Source organism: Aeromonas sp. 600276 (assembly GCF_049175815.1).
GTDB classification, from domain to species: Bacteria; Pseudomonadota; Gammaproteobacteria; order Enterobacterales; family Aeromonadaceae; genus Aeromonas; species Aeromonas dhakensis.
In genome coordinates this window covers 1-26,460 of the sequence record NZ_JAAKVU010000006.1, presented here as the reverse complement: position 1 = coordinate 26,460, position 26,460 = coordinate 1, and the positions used below count along the sequence as shown (strand labels likewise).

Below are 26,460 nucleotides of genomic sequence, written 5' to 3'. Positions count from 1 at the left end.
TATGGACCTCAAACAGCTCACCTATCTGCTGGCGGTGCGGGATGCCGGCTCCTTTACCAAGGCGGCCAACGGGTTGCACGTGGCACAGCCCGCCATCAGCATGGCCATCGCCAAGCTGGAGCAGCAGCTCGAGCTGCGCCTGTTCGACCGTCAGGATCGCAACGTGCGGCTCACCCCGGAAGGGGAGGTGCTCTGCCGCCATGCCGAGCGCCTGCTGCGCCAGATGCATCAGGCCGAGGCCGAGATGGCCGAACTCAAGGGACTGGAGCGCGGAGAAGTACGCATCGGCATCCCCTACATGATGGGCTCCTATTACTTCCCGCCGATCCTGATGGCCTTCAAGCATCGCTACCCCGGCCTCAAGATCCGGGTGGAGGAGGCGGGTACCCGCGAGCTGTTGAGCCGGATGGTGGACGGTTCACTGGATCTCGCCATCCTCATCACCAGCGATCTGCCGCCGGCGCTGGAAGGGGCCCAGTTGCTGCGTGAAGAGATGCTGATGGTGGTGGGGGAGGAGCATCCGCTGCGTCAGGCCAGGAGTGTGTCGCTGAGCGACTTTTTCAGCCAGGAGCTGGCGATGTTTCGCCGCGGTTTCTATCACCGCGAGCACATGGAAGCGCTGGCTCAGGGGCTGGGCTGCGAGCCCGACATTGCCTTTGAGAGCAATCTTATCCCGCTGCTCAAGGCGGTGGTAAAGCAGGGTTTTGCGGTGACCACCTTCTTGCGGATGGCGCTGGACGAAGAGCCCGCCCTGACCGGGATCCCGTTTGCGCCCCCGATCTTTCTCGATCTCTGCGTGGCGTGGCGGCGGGGGGATCCGCTCTCCATGGCCAACCGGGCCTTGCGGGATTTTCTGCTGGCGCAGGCACAGCCATAAATGGCCAAGAAGGAAAGGCTATCAGGCAAAAGTTTGTTAGTATTAGTTCAAGTCGCCTTTAGAGCCTAACATCATGAAACTCCAACAATTGCGTTATATCGTTGAGGTTGCCAACCACAGACTGAACGTGTCGGCAACGGCAGAGAGTCTCTACACCTCTCAGCCAGGGATCAGCAAGCAGGTGCGCATGCTGGAAGATGAGCTGGGGATCCAGATTTTCGAGCGCAGCGGCAAACACCTGACCCAGATCACCCCGGCTGGACGGGACGTGATCAAGATTGCCAACGAGATCCTGGGCAAGGTGGAGAGCATCAAGTCGGTGGCGAGTCAGCACACTCACCCTGAACAGGGCACGCTCCATATCGCGACGACCCACACCCAGGCCCGTTATGCACTGCCTGACGTGATAAAAGGCTTCATCAAGCGCTTTCCCAAAGTTTCCCTGCACATGCATCAGGGCACGCCGACCCAGATCAGCGAAGCCGTGGTCAAGGGGCAGGCCGACTTTGCCATCGCCACCGAGGCGCTGCACCTGTACGAAGATCTCATCATGCTGCCCTGCTACCACTGGAACCGCAGCGTGATCGTGCCCAAGGGCCACCCGCTGACCCAGGTCGGCAAACTCTCCATTGCCGACATTGCCCGCTTCCCGCTGGTGACCTATGTGTTCGGCTTTACCGGCCGCTCCGAGCTCGATACTGCCTTCAACCGGGCCGGTTTCGAGCCCAACATCGTCTTCACCGCCACCGATGCGGACGTGATCAAGACCTATGTCCGGCTGGGGGTGGGGATCGGCGTGATGGCGACCATGGCGCTGGATCCCCAGGTCGATACCGATCTGGTGGCCCTCGATGCCAGCCACCTGTTTGCCCACAGCACCACCAAGATCGGCTTTCGCAAGGGCTCCTTCCTGCGTACCTACATGTATGACTTCATGACCCGTTTTGCCCCCCATCTGACCCGGGACGTGGTGGAGCGGGCCATTGCCCTGCGCTCCAGCGACGACGTGGATGCCATGTTTGCCGATATCGAGCTGCCCATCCGCTAGCGCCGCGGCGATACGAGAGCAACAAAAAACGCCTCCCGATGGGAGGCGTTTTTCATGGCAACGAGCGGCGAGGCGGGATCACTTCTTGAACATGTGATCCAGCTTGCTGGCCTTGGTCGAGAGGTAGAACTCGTTGTGGGGATTGCGCCCTTCCTGCAGGGGCACCCGCTCCGCCACCGGAATGCCGAAGGATTCCATCGCCTTCATCTTGCGCGGGTTGTTGGTCATCAGCTTGAGGGATTTCACCTCCAGCTGCTTGAGCATGTCGGCGCAGATGGTGTAGTCGCGCATGTCGGCGGCAAAACCGAGCGCCACGTTGGCTTCAACGGTGTCGGCGCCCTGATCCTGCAGATGATAGGCCCGGATCTTGTTGAGCAGGCCGATGCCGCGTCCTTCCTGACGCACGTACAACAAGACGCCACGGCCTGCCTTGGCGATGTTTTCCAGTGCAGCCTGCAACTGAAAGCCGCAGTCGCAACGCAGACTGAACAGGGCATCGCCGGTCAGGCATTCGGAGTGAATTCGGCCCAGCACCGGCTCATCACCCGTGATATCGCCCATCACCAGCGCGGCGTGATCCTTGCCGGTGCCAGTTTCCTGAAAGCCGACCAGCGTGAAGGTGCCCCAGGGGGTTGGCAACTTGGATTTGGCCACGAGGGTAACGCTGCTCATAGGTTGCTCCTTACTACAGCTGCTTAAAAAAGGGCGGCCAGTTTAGCGCGCCTTGTCCGGAACAACCATAAGAACAAAACCTTGCACTGTTTAATGGCTTGCCCCGTTGTACACAAAGAGGACAGTTGCGACCGGTTTTGCGCAATTGTGTGTGCTGGCGACTGCCAGGCTCGGCACATTTGGGTATAATCGGCGCCCATTACCCCATCCCTCCCGGGATGTGTGCAACAAGTGTGCAGGAGAGACGTTATGCCGCAGATGGCCCCCGTGATGACAATTGATGGCCCAAGTGGTGCCGGCAAGGGCACCCTGTGCCAGTTGCTGGCGGAAAAACTGGGTTGGCACCTGCTCGACTCCGGCGCCATCTACCGGGTGCTGGCCCTGGCGGCCTTGCATCACGATGTCGAGCTCGATTCCGAAGCCGCGCTGGTTCCCCTGGCCGCCAATCTGGACGTGCAGTTCCAGGTCGATGCCGAGCAGGTGAAGGTCGTGCTGGAAGGGGAGGATGTTTCCCGTACCATTCGTACCGAGGAAGTGGGCAATGCCGCGAGCAAGATTGCCGCCTTCCCGCGGGTGCGCGAAGCCCTGCTGCGCCGTCAGCGCGCTTTTCGCCAGGCCCCCGGCCTCATCGCCGACGGTCGCGACATGGGTACCGTGGTTTTCCCCGAGGCGGAAGTGAAGATTTTCCTCGACGCCAGCGCCGAAGAACGGGCGGCTCGCCGCTATAAGCAGTTGCAAGATAAGGGCTTTGATGTTAACTTTGAGCGTCTTTTAACCGAGATTCGGGAGCGTGACGATCGCGACAGAAATCGCGCCGTTGCCCCCCTGAAACCGGCAGAAGATGCTCTCGTGGTGGATTCAACCGCCATGTCCATAGACGAAGTGCTGGCAACGGTGCTCGCCTATGCGGAGCAACAACTCGGCGATGCCAGCGCAAGCTGACATCCGGTCGTCTGCACCATGGATGGCGCAGATTATTTAAAACAACCCCGCTTGTGCTGGATGACAAGTGGATGTTTCATTTGTGACATAAACAATGATCGAATCTTTTGCTCAACTCTTTGAAGAGTCCCTGAACGCCGTTGAAACCCGTCAAGGTTCCATCGTCAAGGGTACTGTCGTTGCTATCGAAAATGGTTTCGTACTGGTTGACGCCGGTCTGAAATCCGAGTCCGCTATCCCGGCTGAAGAATTCAAGAACGCCATGGGCGAGCTGGAAATCAACGTAGGCGACTCCGTTGACGTGGCTCTGGACTCTATCGAAGATGGTTTCGGCGAAACCAAGCTGTCCCGCGAAAAAGCCAAGCGCCACGAAGCCTGGCTGCAGCTTGAAAAAGCTTACGAAGAGCAAGCTACCGTTATCGGTATCATCAACGGCAAGGTCAAGGGTGGTTTCACCGTTGAACTGAACGGCATCCGTGCCTTCCTGCCGGGTTCTCTGGTTGACGTGCGTCCGATCCGTGACACTGCTCACCTGGAAAACAAAGAACTCGAGTTCAAAGTCATCAAGCTGGACCAGAAGCGCAACAACGTTGTTGTTTCCCGTCGTGCCGTGATCGAGACCGAGAACACCTCCGAGCGCGAAAGCCTGCTGGCTAACCTGCAAGAAGGTCAAGAAGTTAAGGGTATCGTCAAGAACCTGACCGACTACGGTGCATTCGTAGATCTGGGCGGTGTTGACGGCCTGCTGCACATCACCGACATGGCGTGGAAGCGCGTTAAGCATCCTTCCGAAATCGTCAACGTTGGCGACGAGATCGCAGTCAAGGTTCTGAAGTTCGACCGCGAGCGTACCCGTGTATCCCTGGGTCTGAAGCAGCTGGGCGAAGATCCCTGGGTTGCTATCGCCAAGCGTTACCCGGAGACCACCCGTCTGTCTGGCCGCGTGACCAACCTGACCGACTACGGCTGCTTCGTTGAAATCGAAGAAGGCGTTGAAGGCCTGGTACACGTATCCGAGATGGATTGGACCAACAAGAACATCCACCCGTCCAAGGTTGTTAACGTTGGCGACGTGGTTGACGTGATGGTTCTGGACATCGACGAAGAGCGTCGTCGTATCTCCCTGGGTCTGAAGCAGTGCAAATCCAACCCGTGGCAGCTGTTTGCCGAAACTCACGCCAAGGGCGACCGTGTTTCCGGCAAGATCAAGTCCATCACTGACTTCGGTATCTTCATCGGTCTGGACGGCGGTATCGACGGCCTGGTTCACCTGTCTGACATCTCCTGGAACAACCAGGGTGAAGAAGCAGTTCGTGAATTCAAGAAAGGCGACGAAATCGAAGCCGTTGTTCTGCAAGTTGACCCGGAGCGTGAGCGCATCTCCCTGGGCGTCAAGCAGATCGAAGAAGACCCGTTCAATAAGTACCTGTCTGACAACAAGAAAGGTGCTATTGTGAAGGGTAAGGTTACCGAGGTTGATGCCAAGGGTGCCGTGATCGAACTGGCTGACGGCGTAGAAGGCTACCTGCGTGCCTCCGATGCTGCTCGTGACCGCGTAGAAGACGCCACTCTGGTGCTGTCTGTTGGTGACGAAGTTGAAGCTAAATTCATGGGCGTTGATCGCAAGAACCGCACCGTGAGCCTGTCTGTCCGTGCCAAGGACGAGGCTGACGAGCGTGTTGCCATCGACAACCTGAACCAACAAGAAGAAGTTGTGTTCAGCAATGCCATGGCTGAAGCGTTCAAAGCCGCCAAGGGTGAATAATCCTTGATGCAAGAAAAGGGCGGCGTGTCACGCCGCCCTTTTTTATCTTGGCGTAATGAATATTGCATGTGATCGGGGAAGGAGATTTAACGTTATGACCAAATCAGATCTCATCGAACAATTGGCTGCCAGCCGCATGCATATGCCGGCCAAAGATGTCGAAGCCGCCATCAAGGAGATCCTTGAGCAAATGGCGTCGACTTTGCAAAACGGCGACCGGATTGAAATCCGCGGATTTGGAAGTTTTTCACTGCACTATCGTGCACCCCGTGTGGGCCGCAACCCCAAGACCGGGGACAAGGTTGAATTGACCGGGAAATATGTTCCGCATTTCAAGCCCGGCAAAGAGTTACGCGAGCGCGTGAACATCATCGAATAATGCAGAAAATGGCATACCTGGGTATGCCTTTTTTGTTTTTACGGTTTCTATTGTGGCAATTGTCCGGTTTTGCCAAGTCTTTTCCCATTCGCTCTAGAGTCTGCCGGTGATTTTAAGGATAATCAGCCTCTCATTAGCTACTGACAGGGAGCTCCTATGAAGCGTATCTTGGCCCTCATTCCACTGGTGCTGGTGTTTATCCTGACGCTGGCCATCGGTTCGCAAAATGGCCAGCTGGTGCAGTTCAATTATCTGATTGCCCAAGGAGAGTTCTCGCTCTCCATGTTGCTGGGATTCTTCTTTGGTGGTGGCTTCCTGCTGGGCTGGCTGGTTTTCGGTCTGCTGTTCTTGCGCCTCAAGATGCAAAACCGCACCCTCAATCGCACCATGCGCCGTCAATCCCGTGAATTGGAGCTGGCCCGAACGGCTGCCAAGGAATAATGTCCCTCGATGCTTGAACTGCTTTTCCTGCTGTTGCCCATTGCCGCCGGCTACGGCTGGTATATGGGGCGCAGGAGTGTTCGCCAGGACACCCAGAAACAGAGTAACCAGTTTTCCCGCCAGTACGTGGCGGGTCTCAATTATTTGCTGTCCGACGAATCCGACAAGGCGGTGGATCTCTTTATCCAGCTGCTGGAAGTGGACAGCGAGACCATCGAAACCCACCTCTCCCTCGGCAACCTGTTCCGTCAACGGGGTGAGGTAGACCGGGCCATCAAGATCCACCAGAACCTCATCACCCGCCAGCTTACCATGGAGCAGCGTCAGCTCGCCCTGCAGGAGCTGGCGCGGGACTTCCTGGCCGCCGGCCTGCTCGATCGGGCCGAGAAGCTGTGGCTCGAGCTCACCGAGGACGGGGAGTATGAGGAGACGGCGCTGGCCCAGTTGCAGCTCATCTACCAGCAGTTGCGTGATTGGGAGAAGGCGATCGCGGTGAGCGAGCAGTTGCAAAAATTCCAGGGCAAGAAGCTGGCTCCCACCATCGCCCATTACCAGTGCGAGCTGGCCGACATGGCCCTGCGCGAAGAGAATCGCAAGCAGGCCCAGCTGCGTTTTCGCAAGGCCCTGACCGCCGATGGCAACTGCGTGCGTGCCTCGCTCGGCCTCGGCTGGCTGGCCAAGGGGGAGGGCGATCCGCGCCAGGCGGCCCGCGAGTTTGAGCGAGTGCTTACCCAGGACATCGATTTCGCGAGCGAAGTGCTGGAACCCCTGTGCGAGAGTCTGGAACTGTGCGGCGAGGAGGCGCGTATCCCCGAGCTGCTCGGCCAGGCCCAGGAGGCGCGGGCCGGCTTCCCGGTCACCTTGCGGCTGGCCGATTATGTAGAGCGCCACAACGGGCGCGAGGCAGCCTCCGAGCTGGTGCTGCGCCAGCTGCGGCGCACGCCGTCGCTACGCGGCTTCCAGCACCTGATGGCGCTGCAGTTGCGTGGTGCTGAAGAGGGGCAGGCCAAGGAGAGCCTGACCATGCTCAAGGCGCTGGTCGACGAGCAGATCAAGATCAAATCCACTCACAAGTGCCGGCAGTGCGGGTTTGCCACCCACTCCCTGTTCTGGCAGTGCCCCTCCTGCCGCCAGTGGGGAGCTATCAAGCCGATCCGCGGTCTGGACGGGGAGTAAGAGCCACAACAATGTCATCAACCAGGCCCCTGTGGCCTGGTTTTTTCAGGCCGGGCCGGACTCGCTCCGGACGGCGCATAACCATCGATAGGAAGTGAGATGCTAGATCCCAAAGTACTGGTTGCGCTGGATTATCAGCACGAGGCCGATGCCTTCGCCTTCATTGAACGTATCTCCCCGGCCCAGTGCCGTCTCAAGGTAGGCAAGGAGATGTTTACCCTGTTTGGCCCCCAGTTCGTGCGTCAGCTGGTTGCCAAGGGGTTCGATGTCTTTCTGGATCTGAAGTTTCACGACATTCCCAACACCGTCGCCAAGGCAGTCGCCGCTAGTGCCGAACTCGGCGTCTGGATGGTGAACGTGCACGCCAGCGGTGGCGAGCGAATGATGCGGGCCGCCAAGGAGGCGCTGCTGCCTTATGGCGACAAGGCGCCGCTGCTTATCGGGGTGACCGTGCTGACCAGCATGGAGCAGTCCGACATGGCGCCGCTGGGCCTTGATGTGACGCCGGCCGAGCAGGTGATCCGGCTGGCCAAATTGACCAGGAACGCCGGGTTGGACGGGGTGGTCTGCTCCGCCAACGAAGCGCGTGAGCTCAAGGCGCTGCTCGGTGACGAGTTCAAACTGGTGACGCCGGGGATCCGCCCCACCGGCTCGGCTGCCGGGGATCAGCGCCGGGTCATGACGCCGCTGGCGGCAGTGGAGGCGGGTGCCGACTATCTGGTGATTGGCCGCCCCATCACCCAGGCGGCCGATCCTGCCGCCATGCTGGCCGGCATCAACGCAGAGCTGGCGGGTCGCTGATAAAGAGAATGCCGGCCCGATGGGGCCGGCATTGCATCCGGTGCAGGCTCACTCCTTGACGGCGTGGGGGCGCAAGGTGACCGGCAGCAGGCCGAGCAACAGGCCGGCGCCCGAGCCAATCAGATGTGATTCAATGTGTACCCTGGCCCCGATGAGGGCGGACACCGGACTTTCCCCCGCACTGTAGAAATCCACCCCAAGCTTGATCGCTACCCCTGCCAGCATCAACCAGCCGGAGTGGCGGCGATAGCGGATATCCTGTAGCGCGCCCCACACAAACAGGCCGTGCAGCGCTCCCGACAGCCCCATGTACCACTGGGTCTGCGGACACCACCACCAGATGCCGAGCCCGACGGCGCTCCCCAGCAGCAGCAGCAGCAGCGGCAGGCGACAGCCTGTCAGGTATTCGCGAAACAGGCTGTACAGTACGCACAGCCCACTCAGGTTGAGCAGCAGGTGCCACAGATTGGTGTGGGCCAGATTGCCTGTTATGATGCGCCACCCTTCACCCTGGGCTATCAGGGTACGATCGAAGGAGAGCTGGTGATTCGGCACGGTGAAAAAGAGCAGCAAACTGGCGAGTGAAAGCGTGATGACCCAGAGCAATCCTGATTTTTCTGACAACATGAAACAGTCCGACGACAACAAGAGTCGATACTGTACACGTTGCACCAGAGCCCTCAAAGCCTGTCTGTGCGATTATATTCGGCCGGTTTCACCCCATGCGCCCCTGCACATCCTGCAGCATCCAGGGGAGGTGGGTCATCCCAAGGGGACCGCCGTCCTTTTGGCCGCCTCGCTGGCGCAGGCCCGCCTGCATGTGGGCGAACAGGTGGCCGACGTCCCCGAGCTGGCGGCCTTGTTGGCCGATCCCGCGCTGCAGTGTTATCTGCTGTGGCCGGATGAGGAGGCCATCACCCTTGCCGAGGTGAGAGAGAGGGAGACGGCCGAGCCGGCTCGCCGAGTCTGTTTTCTGCTGCTCGATGGCACCTGGCGTAAGGCCTACCGGATGCTGCACAGCAACCCCGAGTTGCAGCAGTTGCCGCGAATTGGGCTGGATGCCGTCGCGGGGCAATATTCCATTCGCAAGAAGCCGTTTCCTGAGGCGCTCTCGACCCTGGAAGCGGGCTACCATCTGTTGTCCCAGTGGGAGGGCGCACCCGATCGCTTCGCCCCGCTGATGACCCTTTTTACCCATTTGAACCGGCAGTGGCATGATTTTGCCCAGGGCCGACGCAGTTGAACTGCCCAGAGGAGTGACATACGTGAAAAAAGCCGTCGTGGTATTCAGTGGTGGTCAGGACAGTACCACCTGCTTGGTCCAGGCCTTGTCCCGTTATGACGAGGTGCACGCCATCACCTTCGATTATGGCCAGCGCCATAGTGAAGAGATCGAGACGGCGCGCCGTCTGGCCAACCGGCTCGGCATCGCCGCCCACAAGGTGATGGACGTGACCATGCTGGGGGAGCTTGCCATCTCGGCCCTGACCCGGGACGAGATCCCGGTGAGCTTCGAGCTGCAGGAGAATGGCCTGCCCAATACCTTCGTGCCGGGCCGCAACATCCTGTTTTTGACCCTGGCCGCCATCTACGCCTATCAGGTGGGCGCCGAAGCGGTGATCACCGGGGTGTGTGAGACTGATTTCTCCGGTTACCCGGATTGCCGCGACGAGTTCGTCAAGGCACTCAACCAGGCTGTCTCCCTGGGGCTGGATCGCGCCATTCGTTTCGAGACGCCGCTGATGTGGCTCGACAAGGCCGAGACCTGGGCACTGGCGGATCACTACGGCCACCTCGATACCGTGCGCCAGCAAACGCTCACCTGCTACAACGGCATTGCCGGCGATGGCTGCGGCGCCTGTCCGGCCTGCGATTTGCGCAGCCGTGGCCTGCAGCAGTACCTGGCCGACAAGGCGGGCGTGCTGGTGCGTCTGCACCAAAAAACCGGGCTAGGTGAGAAAAGCGGATGCTGAGCCTGCGTCTCGGCCATGCTTGGGGTATAATCCGCGACTTTTGCAACCAGCCGTGACCAAGATGCACTACCCAATCAACGAGATATTCCAGACCATCCAGGGGGAGGGGGTCTTCACCGGCCTGCCCGCCATTTTCGTTCGCCTGCAGGGTTGCCCGGTGGGATGCCCCTGGTGCGATACCCGTCATACCTGGGTGGTCGATCCTGCTCGTGAAGTGGGCGTGCAGGCGGTGCTCGATTGCTCCAACGAATCCGATGGCTGGAGCAAGATGAGCACGGCGCAGATCCTGGCCAGCTTCCAGCAACTTGGCTATCAGGCGCGTCACGTGGTGATCACCGGGGGCGAACCCTGCCTCTATGACCTGCAGGATCTCTCTACCGCCCTCATTGCGGCAGGCTATCAGGTGCAGATTGAAACCAGTGGTACCAGCGAGATCAAGACCCATGAGCAGACCTGGGTCACCGTATCCCCCAAGATCAATATGAAGGGTGGGTTGCCGGTGCTGGTCTCAGCCCTTGAGCGAGCCAACGAGATCAAGCATCCGGTAGCCACCGAGCGCCACGTGGAGGAGCTGGATGCGCTGCTGGCCACCGCTCGTCTGCGCGACGACGTGGTGATTGCACTGCAACCCATCAGCCAGAAACCCAGGGCGACCCAGCTGGCCATGGCAACCTGCATTGCCCGCAATTGGCGACTCTCCATCCAGACCCACAAATATCTGGATATCGATTGAAATGGAGTGGTTGTCCGACGAGCGGGTCTTGCTGTCTCTGGCCAACAAGATGCCGTACGGCAAATATCGGGGGCGCCGCATCATCGATATTCCGGAGCCTTATCTGGTGTGGCTGGCCCGCACCGGTTTCCCGGCCGGATCGCTTGGTCAAACGCTGGCGCTTGCCTATGAAATCAAGCTCAACGGGCTTGAATCCATGATTGTTCCCATTATTAACAGGATGTCGGTATGAGAATATATACGAGGCAGGGCGACAAGGGCATGACTCGGCTGGCCGATGGCGTGCAACTGGCCAAAGACGATATGCGCGTGGAAACCTACGGCTATATCGATGAATTAAATTCTCATATAGGTCTTCTTATTGCCGAGGTGCCCGCAGCGGAAACCGGATTATTGGCAGACCTGTTATTGCTGCAACAGGAATTGTTCGATCTTGGCGGGGAGCTGGCATTTTCCAGTGACGCTCAGGAGGCCGCCATCTGGCAGGTGAATAACGAGTGGACCCTGCGGCTGGAACAACAGATCAATGCCTACAGCGCCAATTTGCCGCTGCTGCGCAATTTCATTCTGCCCAGCGGCTCCCGGGCGGCGGCGCAAGCCCATGTGGTGCGCACCCTGACCCGGCGCTGCGAGCGCCTGTTGCTGACTTTGGGTCGCAGCGAGCAGATCAATCCGGCCATTCTGCCCTACATGAACCGGCTGAGTGACTGGTTCTTCACCATTTCCCGCTACCTGCTGGCCTGTACCGCGACGCCCGAAGTGCTCTGGGTCAAGGCGGCAGAGCGGGAGTGACGGCAGGCCGCAGGCAATAAAAAACCTCGCAAGGCGAGGTTTTTTATTGGGCCAATGCTGTTTTATCAGATGGCAAAGTCTTCGACGGATTTACCTTCGGCGACCGCCTTGGCAATCACGGACGGCATGCGACCCTGACCGGTCCAGGTTTTTTCCACGCCGTTGTCCATATAGCGATATTTGGCCGGGCGAGGGGCACGTTTGCTCTTGGTCGCCTTGGCCGGTTCGGCTGCGACTGTGCCAACCAGTTCAGCAGGATCAATACCGGCGGCTTTCAGCATTTCGGCATATTCATTAATTTTGCGCTGATGTTCTTCACGAGCCTGACGCTCGGCGGCTTCATCCTGCTGGCGTTCGCCGACAATCGCGGAGAGCTTTTCCAAGCCTTCTTCCAATTGTTCCAGCGTCAGCTCACGGCAAGCGGCGCGCAGGCTACGGATATTCAGCAGTACTTTCAAAAATTCGTTCATAGTGTTCACCACGCGAGCAAAAGAGTGAATTAAATAAAAATAGTTATTTTGGCTAATTTATACGGCCGTTCGGGATTAAGTCAAGCGAGTCGAATTAATAAATTCATGCTTGGAATTAAGTAATGCAATTGAATTCAGGCCCGATTCAGCAATATTGGCCAGTGGCATACTCGACTGAGTTCCAAGTAGATGAAAATAGCGACAAAGTCATAATGTTTGCACCATTTGACTACCTCTTTGCCCTTTTGATCTTGCTTGCTTGGGGATTTAATCAAAAAACTTGCTATAACGTGTCGGCACGATAAAATGTGCCTCGAATACCTTTAAGTAGAGGCGCGCTGCCTATGACTACTTGTGCGGAGGGTGATGCCGATGATGCACAAGGAAAGGAGTCAGCGCCGAAGTGGCCAGGCCATCATACCGGGCTGCTGGTTCTGCATCTAATAGGTGCAGGACTGCCATAGTCATCCACTATGGAGCGCTACCTGAAGGGGCTGAGGAGTATTACCTCCCCATGGGTTTTGTTTCTTTATCCTCTCGGTAGATCTCCACCTGCTGTCTTTAGGTGCAAAGAGATCATGGACATCGTTCACTACGCCGACTCCGGTTGGTCAATCATTCCTCCTCTGCTGGCCGTCGCACTGGCGATCCTCACCCGCCGTGTGCTGCTGTCGCTTGGCGTCGGTATCGTTACCGGCAGCCTGCTGCTGAACCAGTTTTCCCCCCTCGACTCCCTGCATTACATGTTGAACACAGTGCTCAAGATCTTCTGGGTCGACGGGGCGCTCAACCGTGACAACATCAATATGCTGCTGTTCATGCTGCTGCTGGGCGGCCTCATCAGCCTGATGAGCGTCTCCGGTGCGACCCGGGCGTTTGCCGAGTGGGCTGCCAAGCGCGCCAAGACCCGCAAGGGGGCCAAGGCGCTCACCGGCATGATGGTGTTTGCCTTCTTCATCGACGACTTCTTCCACAGTCTGTCGGTGGGGGCTATCTGCCGTCCGGTTACCGACCGCTTCCAGATCTCCCGCGCCAAGCTGGCCTACTTGCTGGACTCCACCGCGGCGCCGGTCTGCGTGCTGATGCCCATCTCCTCCTGGGGGGCTTACATCATCGCTCTGGTGGGCGGCATCATGACGGCTCACGGCATCACCGGGCAGAGCCCCATCTCCGCCTTCGTCGAGATGATCCCGATGAACCTCTATGCGGTGTTCACCCTCATCATGGTGCTGGTGGTGATCGCGTTTCAGCTCGATATCGGTCCGATGCGCCAGCACGAGCAGTGGGCGCTGGAAGGCAAGCTGTGGGATGAGTCCAAAGGCCGGCCCATCGGTCTGGACATGGAGAGCCCGGAGGAGAGCAACGGCGGCATGATCGACATGGTGCTGCCGATCCTGACCCTGACCGCGGCCACCGTCTACTTCATGATCGACTCCGGTGCCGCCGTGCTGGCCGCCAATGGCGAGCCGTTCAGCGTCCTTGGCTCGTTCGAGAATACCAACGTGGGTTCCTCCCTGGTCTACGGCGCCCTGTGCAGTCTGGTGGTTTCCATCGGTCTGGCCATGCGTCTGAAGCTCGGTGCCAAGAACTGGCTCAAGGCCGCGCCGCAAGGGGTGATGGCCATGCTGCCGGCCATCAACATCCTGCTGTTTGCCTGGACCATTGGCGCCGTGGTGCGCGATGTGGAGACCGGCAAGTACCTGGCCTCCCTGGCCAACGGCAATCTGCCGGTGGAAGTGCTGCCGGCCGTGGTGTTCGTGCTCTCCTGCGCCATGGCGTTTGCCACCGGCACCAGCTGGGGCACCTTCGGCATCATGCTGCCGCTGGCGGGTGACATGGCGGCGGCCAGCGATGCGGCCCTGATGCTGCCGATGCTGGCCGCCGTGCTGGCGGGTTCGGTGTTCGGGGATCACAGCTCGCCCATCTCCAGCACCAGTATTCTGTCGGCCACCGGCGCCGGTTGCCATCACATCGATCACGTGATGACCCAGCTGCCCTATGCCCTGGCCATCGCCTTTGGCGCCGCCCTCGGGTATCTGGTGATGGGGCTGATGCACTCGGTGCTGGCAGGCTTCAGCGTGAGCGCCCTCTGGTTCGTCATCTTCTCCAGCTACCATTTGCGCAAGGCAAGGTCCCAGGCGGACCTGGCAGTTGCTTAAAACGTACAAGGGGCCGCAAGGCCCCTTGGTTTTGTTGGGGGCTTTGGTTAGCATGCGCCCCATAAATTCAGTTTCGGAACAGTATCATGGCTTCACTGCACTACAAGTTTGCCACCATGAATTCAGGCAAATCGACCCAGCTCATTCAGGCGCACTTCAACTATCTGGAGCGGGGCATGCATCCCTTGGCCATGACACCCGCCATCGACGACCGCTTCGGGGTCGGGGTGATCAGCGCCCGGGTGGGGTTGGAGCTGAGAGTAGAAGTGTTCAGAGAGAGCTGTGATCTGTTCGAGATGGTGAAAGCCCGTCATGCCGAGAAACGTATCGATGTGTTCATCGTCGATGAGGCCCAGTTCCTGACCAGGGAGCAGGTCTATCAGCTGGCCCGTATCGTCGACGAGCAGGACATCCCGGTGATCGCCTACGGCCTCAAGACCGATTTTCGCGGCGAGCTGTTTCCCGGCTCCTATCACCTGCTCTGTCTGGCCGACAAGTTCGAGGAGCTCAAAAGCATCTGCTGGTGCGGCAACAAGGCGCACATGAACTCCCGGGTCAACGAAGCAGGCCAGGTGATGCGAGATGGCGAGCAGGTGGAGATCGGTGGCAACGATCGCTATGTCTCCCTGTGCCGCAAACACTATCTGGAAGGGCGGGCCTTCAAATAACCCGCGGCTGATGGGGATAACATGAACAAGCAAGGCGCCAATCTGGCGCCTTGCTTGTTTCCGAGGGGTCAATCTATCTCGATATCGACCGGGGCTATGATGGGATCGGCCACCGGCAGGCGGTGGAACAGCTGGCGAAAGTGCTGCTGTACCCGGCCGATATCCACCAGCGACATGCCGGAGGCGAAGCCGAACCAGACGTAGAGGCCGGTGAGATCGCGAAACATGGGGGGCAGATAACGGGGCGTACTGATGAGCCCCTCCAGATAGTGCTGATAGAGCACCGGGATGTCGTCCAGGGTCACCTTGCCGACAAACAGCATGGGCAGGATCTCGGGGACGCCCTCCAGCACGGCGCTGCGGATGAAGTTGACCGTCTCCACATAGCCTTTCACATAGGAGAGATCCTTGGTGAAGCAGGCCCCCCCCTCGACCATGCCTCCGCGAAACACCCGCTGGGTGATCTTGTAGGCATCGTGCTCGCTGGCACCCTGATCGACGAAATGGCGGAACACCTCGATGAAGTCGGCGCCGCGCTCCGCCATGTCGATGGCCATCACCCGATCCGAGATGCGCTTGGCCCTGTCCGGAAAGGAGCTGAAGGTGAGTGTCTCTATCAGCACCGCCAACCCCTCCTGACAGGCGGTGATGCGCGGCGAGCCGGCACTGAGCCAGGTGGCATAGGGTTGCTGGCGCCCGTTGAGGGTTGTGCCCACATGCACCCAGCCCTCATGGACCTCCAGTACTTGCAGGTCGAGTTCGGAGAAGCGGGCGTGGGAGTTGAGCTTGATGTAATCGCCGCCGGCCGCGGCATCGGAGACGATGCCATCGCTCAGCTTGACCTGCACTGTGCCGTCACTGAAGTAGTTCGACAGCTTGCCCTGCAACCTGGCCACCGCCGCTTCCCCCTCGAACTCCTTGGGGTAGGGGCGCACCAGGTGGCGGGCGCCGGGCAGGGAGAAGATGTCGCACAGCCTGGCTCCCAGCTCCTTGAGGGTCTTGCGATCGCCGCGCAGGTGATCGCCGGCCGAACCGTACAGCAGCCGGCTGTAGCGCAGAAAGTCCGGTTGCCCGCGTTGGCGCAGCATCTCGATGACTACCATGTACTGATCCACCGTCTCCTGCAGGATGCGGCCAAGCTCATCCTGGGGGCCAAGCCGGCGCCGGATCCTGTCCCTCAGCTCCTTGAGCTCCAGGTACTTGTTGCGGGGATCGAAGCCGAGGGGAAGGCCATCATAGAAGGCCTTGTCGACGGCCGGCAGCGTGCGCCCTCCGCTGGCCAGAAAGTCGGCCTGCAGGTGACGGGGCCATTTGATGGCATCCAGAATGCGGATGGGCTTTTGCAGGATCAAGAGTTCATCCGAGAGGGACTTCAGATGCAGACGGTACTTTTCTTGGATGGTCATTTAGCCCCCTGTGGGGCGAGTGTGGCGCTGGAATGGGCTGAGTATATGCAGGCTGCTTGCCAAAAAGAAGCGAGGGCCGTGCTTATCCGGCCAGTGCGCTTTTGGTTGCCGGAAAATTGGTTTAGACTGCGCCCCTTGATCCCAATTGTGTCGTGGAAATGATGAATATCCCCAGCTCCGAAATGATAATGCGTTGGTTGCAGCAGGCTCGTATCGAGCACTATGTCTGTGATCAGTGCCATGGTATCCACATCGTCTCCCTGCAGTCCGTCGAGGGCATCCAGGAGAGCCGGATCTTCGTCGAAGAGGAAGGGGTGCTGTTTTCATCCGAGCTGGAGGTGCGTCCCTCCGCCTTGCTGCCGCTGGTGGCCGAGCTGGGTCGCCTCAACATGCAGTACCCGTCGCTCAAAGTGTTCCTCGACATCATCGATGACAACCTGCCGCGGCTGGTGGTGGGGCATACCGTCTTTACCAAGGCGGGGCTCTCCGTCGAGCAGTTCCTGCTATTTGTCGAGAGCACCATAGCCGCGACCCATGAAGTGGTCTCCGAATGCGAGCGGTTGGGCTTCCTGAATCTGCCGGAAATCCAGGTCGCACCGGAGTCTGTGCACTGATTTGTGCGTTAAATGTGCGAACGGTTCGCATGATGCAAAAAGCCGTTGACGCCGGCGGGGCTTTCCCCTAAATTACGCCCCGTTCCAGCGTAACGGCGCAACGAACGACGTGCTGGCTGAGCACGTTAAACAACAGACCAAACTTTGGTGAGGTGTCCGAGAGGCTGCCCACCGACGAAGTCGGCAAGATGCACGCGCAGCGTGCTCCGAAAGCCACTTCAAGAAGTAAAAATTTGGTGAGGTGTCCGAGTGGCTGAAGGAGCACGCCTGGAAAGTGTGTATACGGCAACGTATCGAGGGTTCGAATCCCTCCCTCACCGCCAAATAAAGCAAAAGGCCCCGTCGCAAGACGGGGCCTTTTGCTTTATCCGATGATGGGCGGCTCGGTTCGGGCCCTAGTTCGACAAGTGGGCAGGATAGCCCGCCTGGACGGCCAGGACCGCCCGCAGGGCGAGCGCCAGGGATGGTGCGAGTCAATCCCGACCCAGCGTACAGATTGAAAAGCCGACCCGATGGTCGGTTTTTTGCTTTTGGGAGCACAGCAAATCTGATGCCCACAGAGAGAGGGTGAGAACCCTCGCCGGGTTCGAGCAGAGCAGCTTGCTGCGATGAACGGCAGCCGGCCCCCGATGTTTTCTATTGTCAACGTACTGCTCAGTTGCCATCAAACCCGTGCGGATCATCAGGTTGAAATAAGTTCTGACTTGCGCAATGCATTGCGGAATTTCCAGTTTCTTATTCTGCATATGCAACTTTATCTGGATGAATATATCGGATGCGCAACTTGTTGCGTTATTGCGATAATGGATTGATTGGTAATTGACTCAAACTATTGTTTTAAAACAATAAAATGAATTGGCATGGTCACTGCTAACGGATTCGGTCGAGTGTCATTACCGTTCAACCAATCAGGAGCAATTCCATGCCAACTCCATGTTATATCAGCATCGAAGGTAAAACCCAGGGCAATATCACCGCAGGTGCCTTCACTTCCGATTCCGTCGGCAACATCTTCGTGCAGGGCCATGAAGACGAGATGCTGGTACAAGAGTTCCAGCACGTCGTGACCGTCCCAACTGACCCGCAATCCGGTCAGCCTGCTGGTCAGCGTGTCCACAAGCCGTTCAAGTTCACCGTTGCACTGAACAAAGCTGTGCCGTTGATGTACAACTCCCTGGCGTCCGGCGAAATGCTGCCGAAAGTGACCCTGAAGTGGTACCGCACCTCTGTCGAGGGCAAGCAGGAGCACTTCTTCTCTACCGTGCTGACCGATGCCACCATCGTTGACATCGACTGCCAGATGCCCCATTGCCAGGATCCGGCGAAGTCTGACTTCACCCAGCTGATCCAGGTCTCTCTGGCTTACCGCAAGATTGACTGGGAACACACCGTTGCCGGTACCTCTGGTAGCGATGACTGGCGTGCGCCTATCGAGGCCTAAGCCTCCCTTTCTTACTTTGGTATTCCTTGTAGTAAATCTTGTACTGTCTGGCCGGTAAGTTACCGGCCTATCAGCCCGTGCTTTCTCCGGCCAGCCGTGGGCTACCGGAGCTTTTATGTTTTGCCATCCCCCAGTTCTGGCCTTGTGAGCGGAGTGATGGCAAAGCACACAAGAGGTTTGAATTATGTGTCCCTCCATTGCACTGCTCGGTGACATCGGCACCGACCACGATGGCTTTCCACCGACCCCGGTGATAGCCGCCAGTCCTGACGTGTTCCTCGATGGCAAGCCGGTGGCCCGCCAGGGTGACCCGCTTGCCCCCCATGACAAGCCCAACAACCCGCCTCATCCCCGCGCCATTGCCGGTGGGGTCGGCTTGGTGTTGGTAAACGGCAAGCCCATCGCTGTCACAGGCACCGCTGTGGATTGTGGTGGCGTGGTAATTGGTTCGGGCAGTGGACAGGCAGGATAAGGAACAAGGTCATGGCACAGAGCACAGGATTACAATTCACCGCCAAGGTTGGCGCTCTGGCTGACAACACCTTTGCGGTCGCGAGCTTCAAGCTGGATGAGGGCTTGAACCGCCCGTTTAGCCTCCACCTGGAAGTAGCCAGCCAGCAACCGGACATCGACTTCGGTGCCGCGTTGGACCAGCCGTGCGAGCTGCTGGTGTGGTACAACGGCGAGCTGCAGCGCCGGGTATGCGGGGTGGTCAGTGACTTCGCGCAGGGGGACAGCGGCTTTCGCCGCACCCGCTATCAGCTGCTGGTGCAGCCGGCGTTGTGGCGACTCTCTTTACGTCAGAACTCCCGCATCTTTCAGGCGCAAAAGCCCGATGAAATTCTCAGCATTCTTCTGCAAGAGCACGGCATCACCGACTACGCCTTTGCGCTGAAAAACGAGCACGCCAAGCGGGAGTACTGCGTTCAGTATCGGGAAACCGACCTCGATTTCGTGAACCGCCTCGCCGCCGAAGAGGGGATGTTCTACTTCCACGAGTTTGAAGTGGGCAAGCATCGCATCGTCTTTGCCGATGACGCAGCCGCCCTGACTGCCGGCCCCGAGCTCTTCTTCAACCTCGGCAACCGCTCGCTAGAGCAGGGGCCCTATGTGCGGCAGTTCCACTACCGGGAGGCGGTGCGCCCCTCTGATGTGGAGCTGAAAGACTACAGCTTCAAGACCCCGGCCTACGGCTTATCCCACAAGAAACAGGGTGCAGAACTCGAGCACCAGCGCGACACCTACCAGCACTTCGATTTTCCGGGTCGCTACAAAGCGGACCCGAGCGGCAAGGCGTTTGCCCAACATCGGCTGGATGCGCTGCGCAACGATGCAGTAGCCGGAAGTGGCAAGTCCAACTGCGCGGCCTTGCAGCCGGGGCAGAGCTTCTCGCTCACCGAACACCCCAACGGCAGCCTCAACACCGACTGGCAAATCGTGCGTATCCAGCACACCGGCTTGCAGCCACAGGCACTGGAAGAGGAAGGGGGCAGTGGCCCCACCGTCTATCACAACGAATTTGGGGTGGTGAAAGCCAGCACCACCTGGCGAGTGCGCATAGGCAGCCCGGAAGCCCCTCACAAGCCCATGGTGGATGGCCCGCAAATCGCCATGGTGGTGGGGCCCGAGGGGGAGGAGATTTACTGCGACGAACACGGCCGGGTGAAGCTGCAGTTCCCGTGGGACAGATATGGCAGCTCCAACGACCAAAGCTCCTGCTGGGTGCGGGTGAGCCAGGGCTGGGCCGGGGGGCAGTACGGCATGATGGCCATCCCGCGTATCGGCCACGAAGTTATCGTGAGCTTTCTGGAAGGGGACCCGGACCAACCCATCGTCACTGGTCGCACCTATCACGCCACCAACCGCCCGCCCTACGAGTTGCCGGCCAACAAGACCCGCACCGTGTTGCGCACCGAAACCCACCAGGGGGAGGGCTTCAACGAGCTGCGCTTTGAAGACCAGGCGGGGCAGGAAGAGATTTACATCCACGGTCAGAAAGATCTGAACGTGCTGATAGAGAACGACGCGGCTTGGCATATCAAGCACGACCAGCACACCGATATCGACAACGAGCGAGTGACCCGCATCAAGGCTAATGACCACCTGACGGTGGAGGGCGAGAAGCGCGACCAGATAAAAGCCGACTATTCCCTCACCGTGGATGCATCGCTCCACCAGAAAATCGCACAGGCGCTATTGGTTGAGGCGGGTCAGGAAATTCACTTCAAGTCGGGTCAAAAGGTCGTGCTGGAGGCTGGAGCGGAAATTACCCTCAAAGTGGGCGGCAGCTTTGTGAAGGTTGACCCGAGCGGCGTCACCCTGGTCGGTCCCTCCATCAAGATGAACTCTGGCGGTAGCCCCGGTAATGGTTCCGGCTGGGGTGGACAGGCCCCATTCTTACCGAAAGTTGTCGCTACGGAACCCTCTCCGGAGCATGTCACTATCGTGCCACAAATCCCAACGCAGACGAGTACAGAGGCCTTGTTAAAGGCGTTTCCGCCCATGGAGAAACCTGTCTGCATCCCTTGCATGCTGAGAGCCATGGCTCAGGGCGATGCAGTGGTAAAGGGAGAGTAAGATGCTACCTGAATCAATCTGGCGTGAAGGAAAGACGGTAGCCCTTCTCGAAGCGGCCCATCTCAGTGCCGAGCAACGAGAGAGGCTGAGTGAGGGGCTGTTTTTGCCGCTCTATCTTTATGACGACCTGTTTGAGCTGGTCAATCTGGGCCCCTGGCTCTGGCAGTGCTCACAACAGGATGAAGGCTTGCTTGCCGAACTCGCCGAGCAGGGGCATGTCGTGGGTCTGATAGACAGCGAGCGACCTGTAGAAGCACTGCAAGAGCAGTTGGCTCTGGGAGCAAGAGTGATAGAGCCAAACGGCAAGTTCAGTATACTGCTGCGGTTCTATACCCCTGATGCCTTGCCCTTGCTGCTTGAGCAGCAGGATGCCCCCTGGCTTGGCGGTATCTTTGGTGGCATCAGCCGTTGGTGGCTGCGGGAGTGCAATGGCAACTGGCGTGAGCTGGACTTGTCTGTCCCCCCGGCAGAACCAGTTCTGGTACAGCTGACCCCGGCACTCTATCAAGCATTGGAAGGATCACCGCAAGCCCATCGACTGCTGGCTCTCTGGCAATCAGGGGATAATATTGCTCAGTTTCCGCCTTGTGAGCGGATGGCCATGGTTCGCAAGGCACTCGACAAGGCCAAGCAGGCAGGGGCAAGCGACGCTCAGTTAATGCTCTGGGGATTGGCCTATCTGGAAGGTGGGCGCTCATCCTTGGAGCAACTCAAGCAATCAGCATGACAGTAGAAAGAAGCCTGACACGATTTATCTCCACGATGGCCACGGCTGCGTGGGACTTGATGCCCCGCTGGGGGCGTTGGTTGAGTGCCATTGTACTGGTGCTCTGGCTGGGATGGACGTTTCTGCTGCAGGAGCAACATGGCGGGGCCTCTATCGTGGTCCATTCTGTGATCGACCGCCCCATCAGTTACGTCTACGTCAATGGCAAGATGGGGAGCAACACGTTTGCATTTGACGGGTTCAGTGCTGGTGGGGGCGGTAGTGCGGGCCCCTATCGGATCGATGGCGATACGGTGAAGATCGATTGGGAACTCGATATGACCGAGGAGCAAGAAAAAGCAGGCTACCGATTTGAAAAACACTCGCTCACCTTGCCCATGCCCAAGCGGGAAAAGGGGCAGAATAACTTTCATGTCCTCTTTTTGCCCGACAACAAAGTGATGGTGCGATGGGGAGGTTGGGCTGAGCCTGTGATGAATGACGTGATTGATAACTATCGGACGAGGAAATAGTGATGGTGGATAGGGATGATCTGAAGTGCCGTATTGAACGTGAAGAAAGCCTCCATCAAGTGGACATCGGCACCAGCTCGCAGGTTGAGCGTTTGGCCCAGGAAAAATGAAAGAGACAAGTATGACAGTAGAAAGAAGCCTGACACGATTTATCTCCACGATGGCCACGGCTGCGTGGGACTTGATGCCTCGTTGGGGACGCTGGCTGAGTGCCATTGTGTTGGTGCTCTGGCTGGGATGGACGTTTCTGCTGCAGGAGCGACATGGCGGGGCCTCTATCGTGCTTATGTCGGTGATCGATCGCCCCATCAGCTACGTCTATGTCAATGGCAAGATGGGGAGCAACACGTTGGCGTTTGATGGATTCGGTGCCGGCGGTGGCGGACGTGCAGGCCCCTATCGGCTAGATGGCGATACTGTGAAGATCGACTGGTTGCTGAGTACCACGCGAGACCAATTGGACAAGGAAGGGCTGCGGCCAGAAAAGCACTCTGTCACCCTGCCCATGCCCAAGCGGGAGAAGGGGCAGGATGATTTTTGTGTACTGATACTGCCCGATAATACCCCGATGATTCGTTGGGCCCATAGCTGCCCTGTTGAGCTGGATAGCATTGTTGATACCTATCGGACGAGGAAATAGTGATGGTGGATAGGGATGACCTGAAGTGCCGTATTGGTCGAGAAGAGAGCCTTCATCAGGCGGGGATCGGCACCTGTTCATTGGCCTTGCAAATAGGTTTCTTCTTCGATGGCACCAAGCGGAATATCTACACAGATGAAGAGATCCGGCGGCTGACCAATGTTGGACGTCTGTTTCGAGCCCATCCAGAGGAAATTAAGGCTCCACTCACCTCCTCTTATTCATACGCCAAGGTTTACATTCCAGGCTTGGGCACAGAGCTCAACGATACGACCTCCGAGCAACTGGACAGTATTCTTGATGCAAGGCAGAAGGCGTTGGCTGGCGATTACCTTGACGATTTGAAAAGTCAGGCTAAAGAAACGGTGGTCGAGGCCGTCAAGGGGGATTGGAGCAAGGTTCTGACCAACAAGCTCGGCGACATGCTGACCCTGAAGAGTAGTTTCGAGGCATCATTCTCCGCCGCCAAAAATGCGGCTAAGCGAGCACTGGTCGAAGCGGTAGCTCCTATCCGGGATAATCCGTTGGTCGCTGACCTGTTGATGACAGGGGTGGACGCCAGGGTCGATTATGCCAAGAACAATTTCAAACTGGCCGTTTCTGATGTGCAGAAGCTTAACCAGCTTCCCATCAAGCTGATCCAGGTGTCGGTCTTCGGGGCCGATCTGGGGGCGGCTCTTGCTCGCCGCTTTATCGAGGAGCTGCTGGATTCGGTCTGTACCAAGGTGGGCAACGAGTACCGCTATGAGGAGAGCAAGGTCGAGGTGATCTTCGCTGGCCTCTTCGACAACTCACGGCGTAGCCTGCTCGATATGGGGGACACTGTTGCTGAAGTGTCTGACTGGGCAGGTTTGTTGACCAAGAATCCGGCTGGCGTGCCGTTAGGCGTGGTAGCGGGTGCCAAGGTGATCGACTATAACAAGCCCCTTCACCCTGCCGTCAAGCGAGCCCTGCATCTGGTGGCTGCCCACGAGCGCCGTGACTATCGCCCACTGCTACCCCTTGGGCCGCTCAAGTCAGGTTGGCGGGAGGAGCTCTGCCCTGGCATCAGCGAGGATGTTACTGGGGGTCTGCTGCCTAATGAACAGCGGCCCAGTGCCGAGCTTTGCCGGGTGCCGCTTAGAAAGATGTTTGATACCGCTCGTCGGGCTCAGGTGCCGTTCCCTAACTTCCGCACGCTGGACAAAAATGACCCATATGTGGCGAGCTACTTCGTTATGCTGGACAACCTGGCTGGACGCTCGGTGCAGGATTTCAGCGACTATTACCAGAAGTGGGCAGGTCGGGCCGACCCGACTCCAGCAGGTTTCGAGAGGCATATGAACTGTTACTGCATCTGGCTCGGAGAAAAGCTGTTCGACTACCGGGCTCGTCTCGAGGTTGCTCGTGGTAGTGAACGCGATGAACTCAAGGAGCGTTGGGGTTGGCTTGAGCAGGTTGGCAGGGACGCAGAAGCCATAGTGGCGAATCAACCGACATGGAGCAAGACAGTGCAGGCAGCCAAAATAGTGTTGAACTTTAATGAATCCCTACGAGTTCCACGTGTTGTTGACGCATTCTTCAACTATTTCATGCATGACTTCAGCTCGAAGGAGCTCAAGCACGCCACGCTCCACGCTCAGGCCCATACCATGCTCCGCAGCAACAACTTCTTCGTCCCCCGTGGCATTGAGACGGTGGAAGCTGATGAGGAAGCAGCAGCGTGAAGCAGTACCAAAACTGGCTGGCCCAGTATCTGATTTGCCGTCTTGATAACGATCATGCCATGGCCGCAGAATTGGCCGAGAGCATCTGTGCTTTCTGACAGGTCAGAGGCGATAAGGCTGAGCATACCAAGTGGCAAAAGATCTATCAGGATCAATTGCCGCAAGCAGCCTGACAGGCAAGGCTAATCAAATGCCAGCTATCGTCTAATGTGCAGGAGCAGCATCAAGGCAAGTTGGTCAGTGAATGTCTCGATTGGTTTGAGCAGGCAGCCAGGCGGAATCATGCCGAAGCACATTTGATTCAGGCTCGGTTGTACAGAAAACAACCGCCGGTAGATACGGACGCCATCCAGTGGCGATTCAGTCTGCCTCACTGCCAAATATAAAAAACCGGGCTGACGCTCGGTTTTTGCTTTGTAGGACCGGTCATAGCTGCCTGCGGTAAACACAAAAGCCCGACCTCTGGCCGGGCTTTTGTGTATCAGGCTGGTGCGTGGCTGGGAGTGGCGCCTTGTATCCTGTAACCGTCTGGGCATCTTGCCTGCTGGCGCGAGTCAGGTGTCAGATGATATATCGATGGGAAAATAACAGGTCGACCTCGCGGGTTGTCGCCGCCACAGTTTTCCATCATCCATAACCAGGTTGTATCGACGGGCTGCCGGATCCCCGATGTTTCCCATTATCAACACACGGCTTAGTCGCTATCACATCCGTGCGGGTCATCAGGTTGAAATAAGTTCTGGCTTGCGCAATGTATTGCGGAATTTACAGTTTTTTATTCTGCATATGCAACTTTATCTAGATTAATATCTCAAATGCGCAACTTGTTGCGTCATTGCGATGATGGCCTGATTAATAATTGATTCAACCTATTGTTTTAAAACAATAAAATGAATTGGCATGGTCACTGCTAACGGATTCGCTCGAGTGTCATTACCGTTCAACCAATCAGGAGCAATTCCATGCCAACTCCATGTTATATCAGCATCGAAGGTAAAACTCAGGGCAACATCACGGCTGGTGCCTTCACCTCCGATTCCGTCGGCAACATCTTCGTGCAGGGCCACGAAGACGAGATGCTGGTGCAAGAGTTCCAGCACGTCGTGACCGTCCCGACCGATCCGCAATCCGGTCAGCCTGCTGGCCAGCGTGTCCACAAGCCGTTCAAGTTCACCGTTGCGCTGAACAAGGCCGTGCCGCTGATGTACAACGCGCTGGCTTCCGGCGAGATGCTGCCGAAAGTGACCCTGAAGTGGTACCGCACCTCCGTCGAGGGCAAGCAGGAGCACTTCTTCTCTACCGTGCTGACCGACGCCACCATCGTCGACATCGACTGCCAGATGCCGCACTGCCAGGATCCGGCGAAGTCTGACTTCACCCAGCTGATCCAGGTCTCCATGGCCTATCGCAAGATCGATTGGGAGCACACCGTTGCCGGTACCTCCGGTGCGGACGACTGGCGCGCGCCGATCGAAGCGTAATTCTCAGTCAAAGGGCACTGCTTGCGGTGCCCTTTTGCCGTTTCTGGCATTTTCCGCTCCGTTTCAATACACGCGTTTTTTCCTTTGCCCGTTTGCCTGAGGTGAGGGGGCACAAGAAAAAATCCGAGTTTACGTCTTGCCGCACGCCGTCAAGGGCGTGCGGTAGCCATGGTGTCAGAAAAACCGGGGCGAAGGCGGATCTCTCACACGGCTTGAAGTGCCCCGCCTGATGGGGCTGCACGATATCTCAGGGGCGAGTAACGATGGCAGACAGCACAGGATTACAATTTACCGTCAAGGTGGGGGCTCTGCCCGAAAACACTTTCGTGGTGGCCGAGTTTGCGCTTGATGAAGCGCTGAACCGGCCGTTCAACCTGCGCCTGGAGCTGGCAAGCGCCCAGCCCGACATCGACTTTGGCGCCGTGCTGGACCAGCCGTGCGAGCTGCTGGTGTGGTACAA

29 protein-coding genes, 1 tRNA gene and 1 riboswitch are annotated in these 26,460 nt (G+C 58.2%); of the genes, 26 read left to right on the top strand and 4 right to left on the bottom strand.

Translation table 11 applies throughout. The features are described from left to right. Nucleotide 1: 1 nt before the first annotated feature. Nucleotides 2-877: a LysR family transcriptional regulator gene (locus G5134_RS07605; RefSeq protein WP_065018542.1), complete on the top strand. Its 876-nt coding sequence runs from the start codon at nt 2-4 to the stop codon at nt 875-877. Between the two features lie 73 nt (nt 878-950). Continuing rightward, on the top strand, nt 951-1,925 hold the full coding sequence (gene cysB / locus G5134_RS07600; protein ID WP_010634254.1) for an HTH-type transcriptional regulator CysB: 975 nt from the start codon (nt 951-953) through the stop codon (nt 1,923-1,925). Between the two features lie 78 nt (nt 1,926-2,003). Here cysB and ribA read toward each other — a convergent pair whose 3' ends face one another. Continuing rightward, complete coding sequence (ribA, locus tag G5134_RS07595; RefSeq protein ID WP_005299914.1) at nt 2,004-2,597, bottom strand: GTP cyclohydrolase II; 594 nt, start codon at nt 2,595-2,597, stop codon at nt 2,004-2,006. A gap of 249 nt (nt 2,598-2,846) precedes the next feature. Between ribA and cmk the strand changes: the two genes are divergently transcribed. From cmk to pyrF, 6 genes are all read left to right on the top strand, one after another. Then, nucleotides 2,847-3,539 (top strand): (d)CMP kinase, encoded by a 693-nt coding sequence (gene cmk, locus G5134_RS07590; RefSeq protein WP_010634252.1) that lies wholly within the window; start codon nt 2,847-2,849, stop codon nt 3,537-3,539. A 94-nt stretch (nt 3,540-3,633) separates the two neighbouring features. Further along, nucleotides 3,634-5,304, top strand: a complete 1,671-nt coding sequence (rpsA, locus tag G5134_RS07585; RefSeq protein WP_005299919.1) for a 30S ribosomal protein S1 — start codon at nt 3,634-3,636, stop codon at nt 5,302-5,304. A 94-nt stretch (nt 5,305-5,398) separates the two neighbouring features. Beyond that, complete coding sequence (ihfB, locus tag G5134_RS07580) at nt 5,399-5,683, top strand: integration host factor subunit beta (RefSeq protein WP_005299934.1); 285 nt, start codon at nt 5,399-5,401, stop codon at nt 5,681-5,683. A gap of 156 nt (nt 5,684-5,839) precedes the next feature. Next, on the top strand, nt 5,840-6,124 hold the full coding sequence (locus G5134_RS07575) for a LapA family protein (RefSeq protein WP_005299936.1): 285 nt from the start codon (nt 5,840-5,842) through the stop codon (nt 6,122-6,124). A 9-nt stretch (nt 6,125-6,133) separates the two neighbouring features. Further along, nucleotides 6,134-7,300 carry a lipopolysaccharide assembly protein LapB gene (lapB, locus tag G5134_RS07570; RefSeq protein ID WP_065018541.1) on the top strand — a complete coding sequence of 389 codons (1,167 nt, stop codon included), beginning with the start codon at nt 6,134-6,136 and terminating at the stop codon, nt 7,298-7,300. A 99-nt stretch (nt 7,301-7,399) separates the two neighbouring features. Then, nucleotides 7,400-8,101 carry an orotidine-5'-phosphate decarboxylase gene (gene pyrF / locus G5134_RS07565; protein WP_065018540.1) on the top strand — a complete coding sequence of 234 codons (702 nt, stop codon included), beginning with the start codon at nt 7,400-7,402 and terminating at the stop codon, nt 8,099-8,101. 48 nt (nt 8,102-8,149) lie between these two features. Here the strand turns inward: pyrF and rrtA are convergent, their stop codons facing one another. After that, complete coding sequence (gene rrtA / locus G5134_RS07560; RefSeq protein ID WP_172442662.1) at nt 8,150-8,728, bottom strand: rhombosortase; 579 nt, start codon at nt 8,726-8,728, stop codon at nt 8,150-8,152. Here rrtA and G5134_RS07555 point away from each other — a divergent pair. From G5134_RS07555 to G5134_RS07535, 5 genes are all read left to right on the top strand, one after another. Beyond that, entirely contained in the window at nt 8,658-9,344 is a 687-nt protein-coding gene (locus G5134_RS07555; protein ID WP_017785431.1) for a tRNA-uridine aminocarboxypropyltransferase, read from the top strand. The two genes, rrtA and G5134_RS07555, sit on opposite strands and share 71 nt — an antisense overlap. Before the next feature lie 22 nt (nt 9,345-9,366). After that, nucleotides 9,367-10,074 carry a 7-cyano-7-deazaguanine synthase QueC gene (gene queC, locus G5134_RS07550; protein WP_065018539.1) on the top strand — a complete coding sequence of 236 codons (708 nt, stop codon included), beginning with the start codon at nt 9,367-9,369 and terminating at the stop codon, nt 10,072-10,074. 61 nt (nt 10,075-10,135) lie between these two features. Continuing rightward, nucleotides 10,136-10,807: a 7-carboxy-7-deazaguanine synthase QueE gene (queE, locus tag G5134_RS07545; protein ID WP_010634247.1), complete on the top strand. Its 672-nt coding sequence runs from the start codon at nt 10,136-10,138 to the stop codon at nt 10,805-10,807. A gap of 1 nt (nt 10,808) precedes the next feature. Then, nucleotides 10,809-11,039, top strand: coding sequence for a DUF3820 family protein (locus tag G5134_RS07540; protein ID WP_005299948.1), 231 nt, complete (start codon nt 10,809-10,811; stop codon nt 11,037-11,039). Further along, nucleotides 11,036-11,599, top strand: coding sequence for a cob(I)yrinic acid a,c-diamide adenosyltransferase (locus G5134_RS07535; protein ID WP_065018538.1), 564 nt, complete (start codon nt 11,036-11,038; stop codon nt 11,597-11,599). Before G5134_RS07540 ends, G5134_RS07535 begins: the two co-directional genes overlap by 4 nt. A 65-nt stretch (nt 11,600-11,664) precedes the next feature. Here the strand turns inward: G5134_RS07535 and G5134_RS07530 are convergent, their stop codons facing one another. Next, nucleotides 11,665-12,069, bottom strand: a complete 405-nt coding sequence (locus G5134_RS07530) for an H-NS family nucleoid-associated regulatory protein (protein ID WP_005299952.1) — start codon at nt 12,067-12,069, stop codon at nt 11,665-11,667. Between the two features lie 320 nt (nt 12,070-12,389). Beyond that, nucleotides 12,390-12,561: riboswitch (Lysine riboswitch) on the top strand. Nucleotides 12,562-12,647: 86 nt separating this feature from the next. Here G5134_RS07530 and G5134_RS07525 point away from each other — a divergent pair. Continuing rightward, nucleotides 12,648-14,228 (top strand): Na+/H+ antiporter NhaC family protein, encoded by a 1,581-nt coding sequence (locus G5134_RS07525; RefSeq protein ID WP_042050929.1) that lies wholly within the window; start codon nt 12,648-12,650, stop codon nt 14,226-14,228. Between the two features lie 86 nt (nt 14,229-14,314). Beyond that, a complete protein-coding gene (locus tag G5134_RS07520; RefSeq protein ID WP_017780003.1) occupies nt 14,315-14,896 on the top strand; it encodes a thymidine kinase in 582 nt (193 codons plus the stop codon). 68 nt (nt 14,897-14,964) lie between these two features. Here the strand turns inward: G5134_RS07520 and G5134_RS07515 are convergent, their stop codons facing one another. Next, nucleotides 14,965-16,302 (bottom strand): flavohemoglobin expression-modulating QEGLA motif protein, encoded by a 1,338-nt coding sequence (locus G5134_RS07515; RefSeq protein ID WP_065018537.1) that lies wholly within the window; start codon nt 16,300-16,302, stop codon nt 14,965-14,967. 158 nt (nt 16,303-16,460) lie between these two features. Here G5134_RS07515 and G5134_RS07510 point away from each other — a divergent pair, with 158 nt between their 5' ends. From G5134_RS07510 to G5134_RS07460, 11 genes are all read left to right on the top strand, one after another. Beyond that, nucleotides 16,461-16,916 carry a YbjN domain-containing protein gene (locus G5134_RS07510; protein WP_005299960.1) on the top strand — a complete coding sequence of 152 codons (456 nt, stop codon included), beginning with the start codon at nt 16,461-16,463 and terminating at the stop codon, nt 16,914-16,916. A gap of 235 nt (nt 16,917-17,151) precedes the next feature. Next, nucleotides 17,152-17,239 (top strand) — tRNA-Ser (locus G5134_RS07505). Nucleotides 17,240-17,838: 599 nt separating this feature from the next. Continuing rightward, on the top strand, nt 17,839-18,357 hold the full coding sequence (gene hcp1 / locus G5134_RS07500; RefSeq protein WP_017764274.1) for a type VI secretion system effector Hcp1: 519 nt from the start codon (nt 17,839-17,841) through the stop codon (nt 18,355-18,357). A 184-nt stretch (nt 18,358-18,541) separates the two neighbouring features. After that, nucleotides 18,542-18,829 carry a type VI secretion system PAAR protein gene (locus G5134_RS07495; protein WP_017764275.1) on the top strand — a complete coding sequence of 96 codons (288 nt, stop codon included), beginning with the start codon at nt 18,542-18,544 and terminating at the stop codon, nt 18,827-18,829. An 11-nt stretch (nt 18,830-18,840) separates the two neighbouring features. After that, a complete protein-coding gene (locus G5134_RS07490; RefSeq protein ID WP_421231937.1) occupies nt 18,841-20,934 on the top strand; it encodes a type VI secretion system tip protein VgrG in 2,094 nt (697 codons plus the stop codon). A gap of 1 nt (nt 20,935) precedes the next feature. Then, nucleotides 20,936-21,661, top strand: coding sequence for a DUF4123 domain-containing protein (locus G5134_RS07485; RefSeq protein WP_065017940.1), 726 nt, complete (start codon nt 20,936-20,938; stop codon nt 21,659-21,661). Continuing rightward, on the top strand, nt 21,658-22,173 hold the full coding sequence (locus G5134_RS07480; RefSeq protein WP_017781647.1) for a DUF3304 domain-containing protein: 516 nt from the start codon (nt 21,658-21,660) through the stop codon (nt 22,171-22,173). Before G5134_RS07485 ends, G5134_RS07480 begins: the two co-directional genes overlap by 4 nt. Before the next feature lie 121 nt (nt 22,174-22,294). After that, nucleotides 22,295-22,813: a membrane protein gene (locus G5134_RS07475; protein ID WP_017781645.1), complete on the top strand. Its 519-nt coding sequence runs from the start codon at nt 22,295-22,297 to the stop codon at nt 22,811-22,813. 2 nt (nt 22,814-22,815) lie between these two features. Continuing rightward, nucleotides 22,816-24,519, top strand: coding sequence for a DUF2235 domain-containing protein (locus G5134_RS07470; RefSeq protein WP_065017939.1), 1,704 nt, complete (start codon nt 22,816-22,818; stop codon nt 24,517-24,519). 962 nt (nt 24,520-25,481) lie between these two features. Next, the gene (gene hcp1, locus G5134_RS07465; RefSeq protein ID WP_010634242.1) at nt 25,482-26,000 is read left to right on the top strand and encodes a type VI secretion system effector Hcp1; all 519 of its coding nucleotides are present in this window, start codon (nt 25,482-25,484) and stop codon (nt 25,998-26,000) included. 263 nt (nt 26,001-26,263) lie between these two features. Beyond that, nucleotides 26,264-26,460: hypothetical protein (locus tag G5134_RS07460; RefSeq protein WP_421231936.1), on the top strand; the 197-nt coding region annotated here is incomplete at its 3' end.

Bases quoted from the DNA above. Each gene is read 5' to 3' on its own strand.
- G5134_RS07605 (WP_065018542.1), top strand. From the start codon at position 2: ATGGACCTCAAACAGCTCACCTATCTGCTGGCGGTGCGGGATGCCGGC.
- cysB (WP_010634254.1), top strand. From the start codon at position 951: ATGAAACTCCAACAATTGCGTTATATCGTTGAGGTTGCCAACCACAGA.
- ribA (WP_005299914.1), bottom strand. From the start codon at position 2,597: ATGAGCAGCGTTACCCTCGTGGCCAAATCCAAGTTGCCAACCCCCTGG.
- cmk (WP_010634252.1), top strand. From the start codon at position 2,847: ATGCCGCAGATGGCCCCCGTGATGACAATTGATGGCCCAAGTGGTGCC.
- rpsA (WP_005299919.1), top strand. From the start codon at position 3,634: ATGATCGAATCTTTTGCTCAACTCTTTGAAGAGTCCCTGAACGCCGTT.
- ihfB (WP_005299934.1), top strand. From the start codon at position 5,399: ATGACCAAATCAGATCTCATCGAACAATTGGCTGCCAGCCGCATGCAT.
- G5134_RS07575 (WP_005299936.1), top strand. From the start codon at position 5,840: ATGAAGCGTATCTTGGCCCTCATTCCACTGGTGCTGGTGTTTATCCTG.
- lapB (WP_065018541.1), top strand. From the start codon at position 6,134: ATGCTTGAACTGCTTTTCCTGCTGTTGCCCATTGCCGCCGGCTACGGC.
- pyrF (WP_065018540.1), top strand. From the start codon at position 7,400: ATGCTAGATCCCAAAGTACTGGTTGCGCTGGATTATCAGCACGAGGCC.
- rrtA (WP_172442662.1), bottom strand. From the start codon at position 8,728: ATGTTGTCAGAAAAATCAGGATTGCTCTGGGTCATCACGCTTTCACTC.
- queE (WP_010634247.1), top strand. From the start codon at position 10,136: ATGCACTACCCAATCAACGAGATATTCCAGACCATCCAGGGGGAGGGG.
- G5134_RS07540 (WP_005299948.1), top strand. From the start codon at position 10,809: ATGGAGTGGTTGTCCGACGAGCGGGTCTTGCTGTCTCTGGCCAACAAG.
- G5134_RS07535 (WP_065018538.1), top strand. From the start codon at position 11,036: ATGAGAATATATACGAGGCAGGGCGACAAGGGCATGACTCGGCTGGCC.
- G5134_RS07530 (WP_005299952.1), bottom strand. From the start codon at position 12,069: ATGAACGAATTTTTGAAAGTACTGCTGAATATCCGTAGCCTGCGCGCC.
- G5134_RS07525 (WP_042050929.1), top strand. From the start codon at position 12,648: ATGGACATCGTTCACTACGCCGACTCCGGTTGGTCAATCATTCCTCCT.
- G5134_RS07520 (WP_017780003.1), top strand. From the start codon at position 14,315: ATGGCTTCACTGCACTACAAGTTTGCCACCATGAATTCAGGCAAATCG.
- G5134_RS07515 (WP_065018537.1), bottom strand. From the start codon at position 16,302: ATGACCATCCAAGAAAAGTACCGTCTGCATCTGAAGTCCCTCTCGGAT.
- G5134_RS07510 (WP_005299960.1), top strand. From the start codon at position 16,461: ATGATGAATATCCCCAGCTCCGAAATGATAATGCGTTGGTTGCAGCAG.
- hcp1 (WP_017764274.1), top strand. From the start codon at position 17,839: ATGCCAACTCCATGTTATATCAGCATCGAAGGTAAAACCCAGGGCAAT.
- G5134_RS07495 (WP_017764275.1), top strand. From the start codon at position 18,542: ATGTGTCCCTCCATTGCACTGCTCGGTGACATCGGCACCGACCACGAT.
- G5134_RS07490 (WP_421231937.1), top strand. From the start codon at position 18,841: ATGGCACAGAGCACAGGATTACAATTCACCGCCAAGGTTGGCGCTCTG.
- G5134_RS07485 (WP_065017940.1), top strand. From the start codon at position 20,936: ATGCTACCTGAATCAATCTGGCGTGAAGGAAAGACGGTAGCCCTTCTC.
- G5134_RS07480 (WP_017781647.1), top strand. From the start codon at position 21,658: ATGACAGTAGAAAGAAGCCTGACACGATTTATCTCCACGATGGCCACG.
- G5134_RS07475 (WP_017781645.1), top strand. From the start codon at position 22,295: ATGACAGTAGAAAGAAGCCTGACACGATTTATCTCCACGATGGCCACG.
- G5134_RS07470 (WP_065017939.1), top strand. From the start codon at position 22,816: ATGGTGGATAGGGATGACCTGAAGTGCCGTATTGGTCGAGAAGAGAGC.
- hcp1 (WP_010634242.1), top strand. From the start codon at position 25,482: ATGCCAACTCCATGTTATATCAGCATCGAAGGTAAAACTCAGGGCAAC.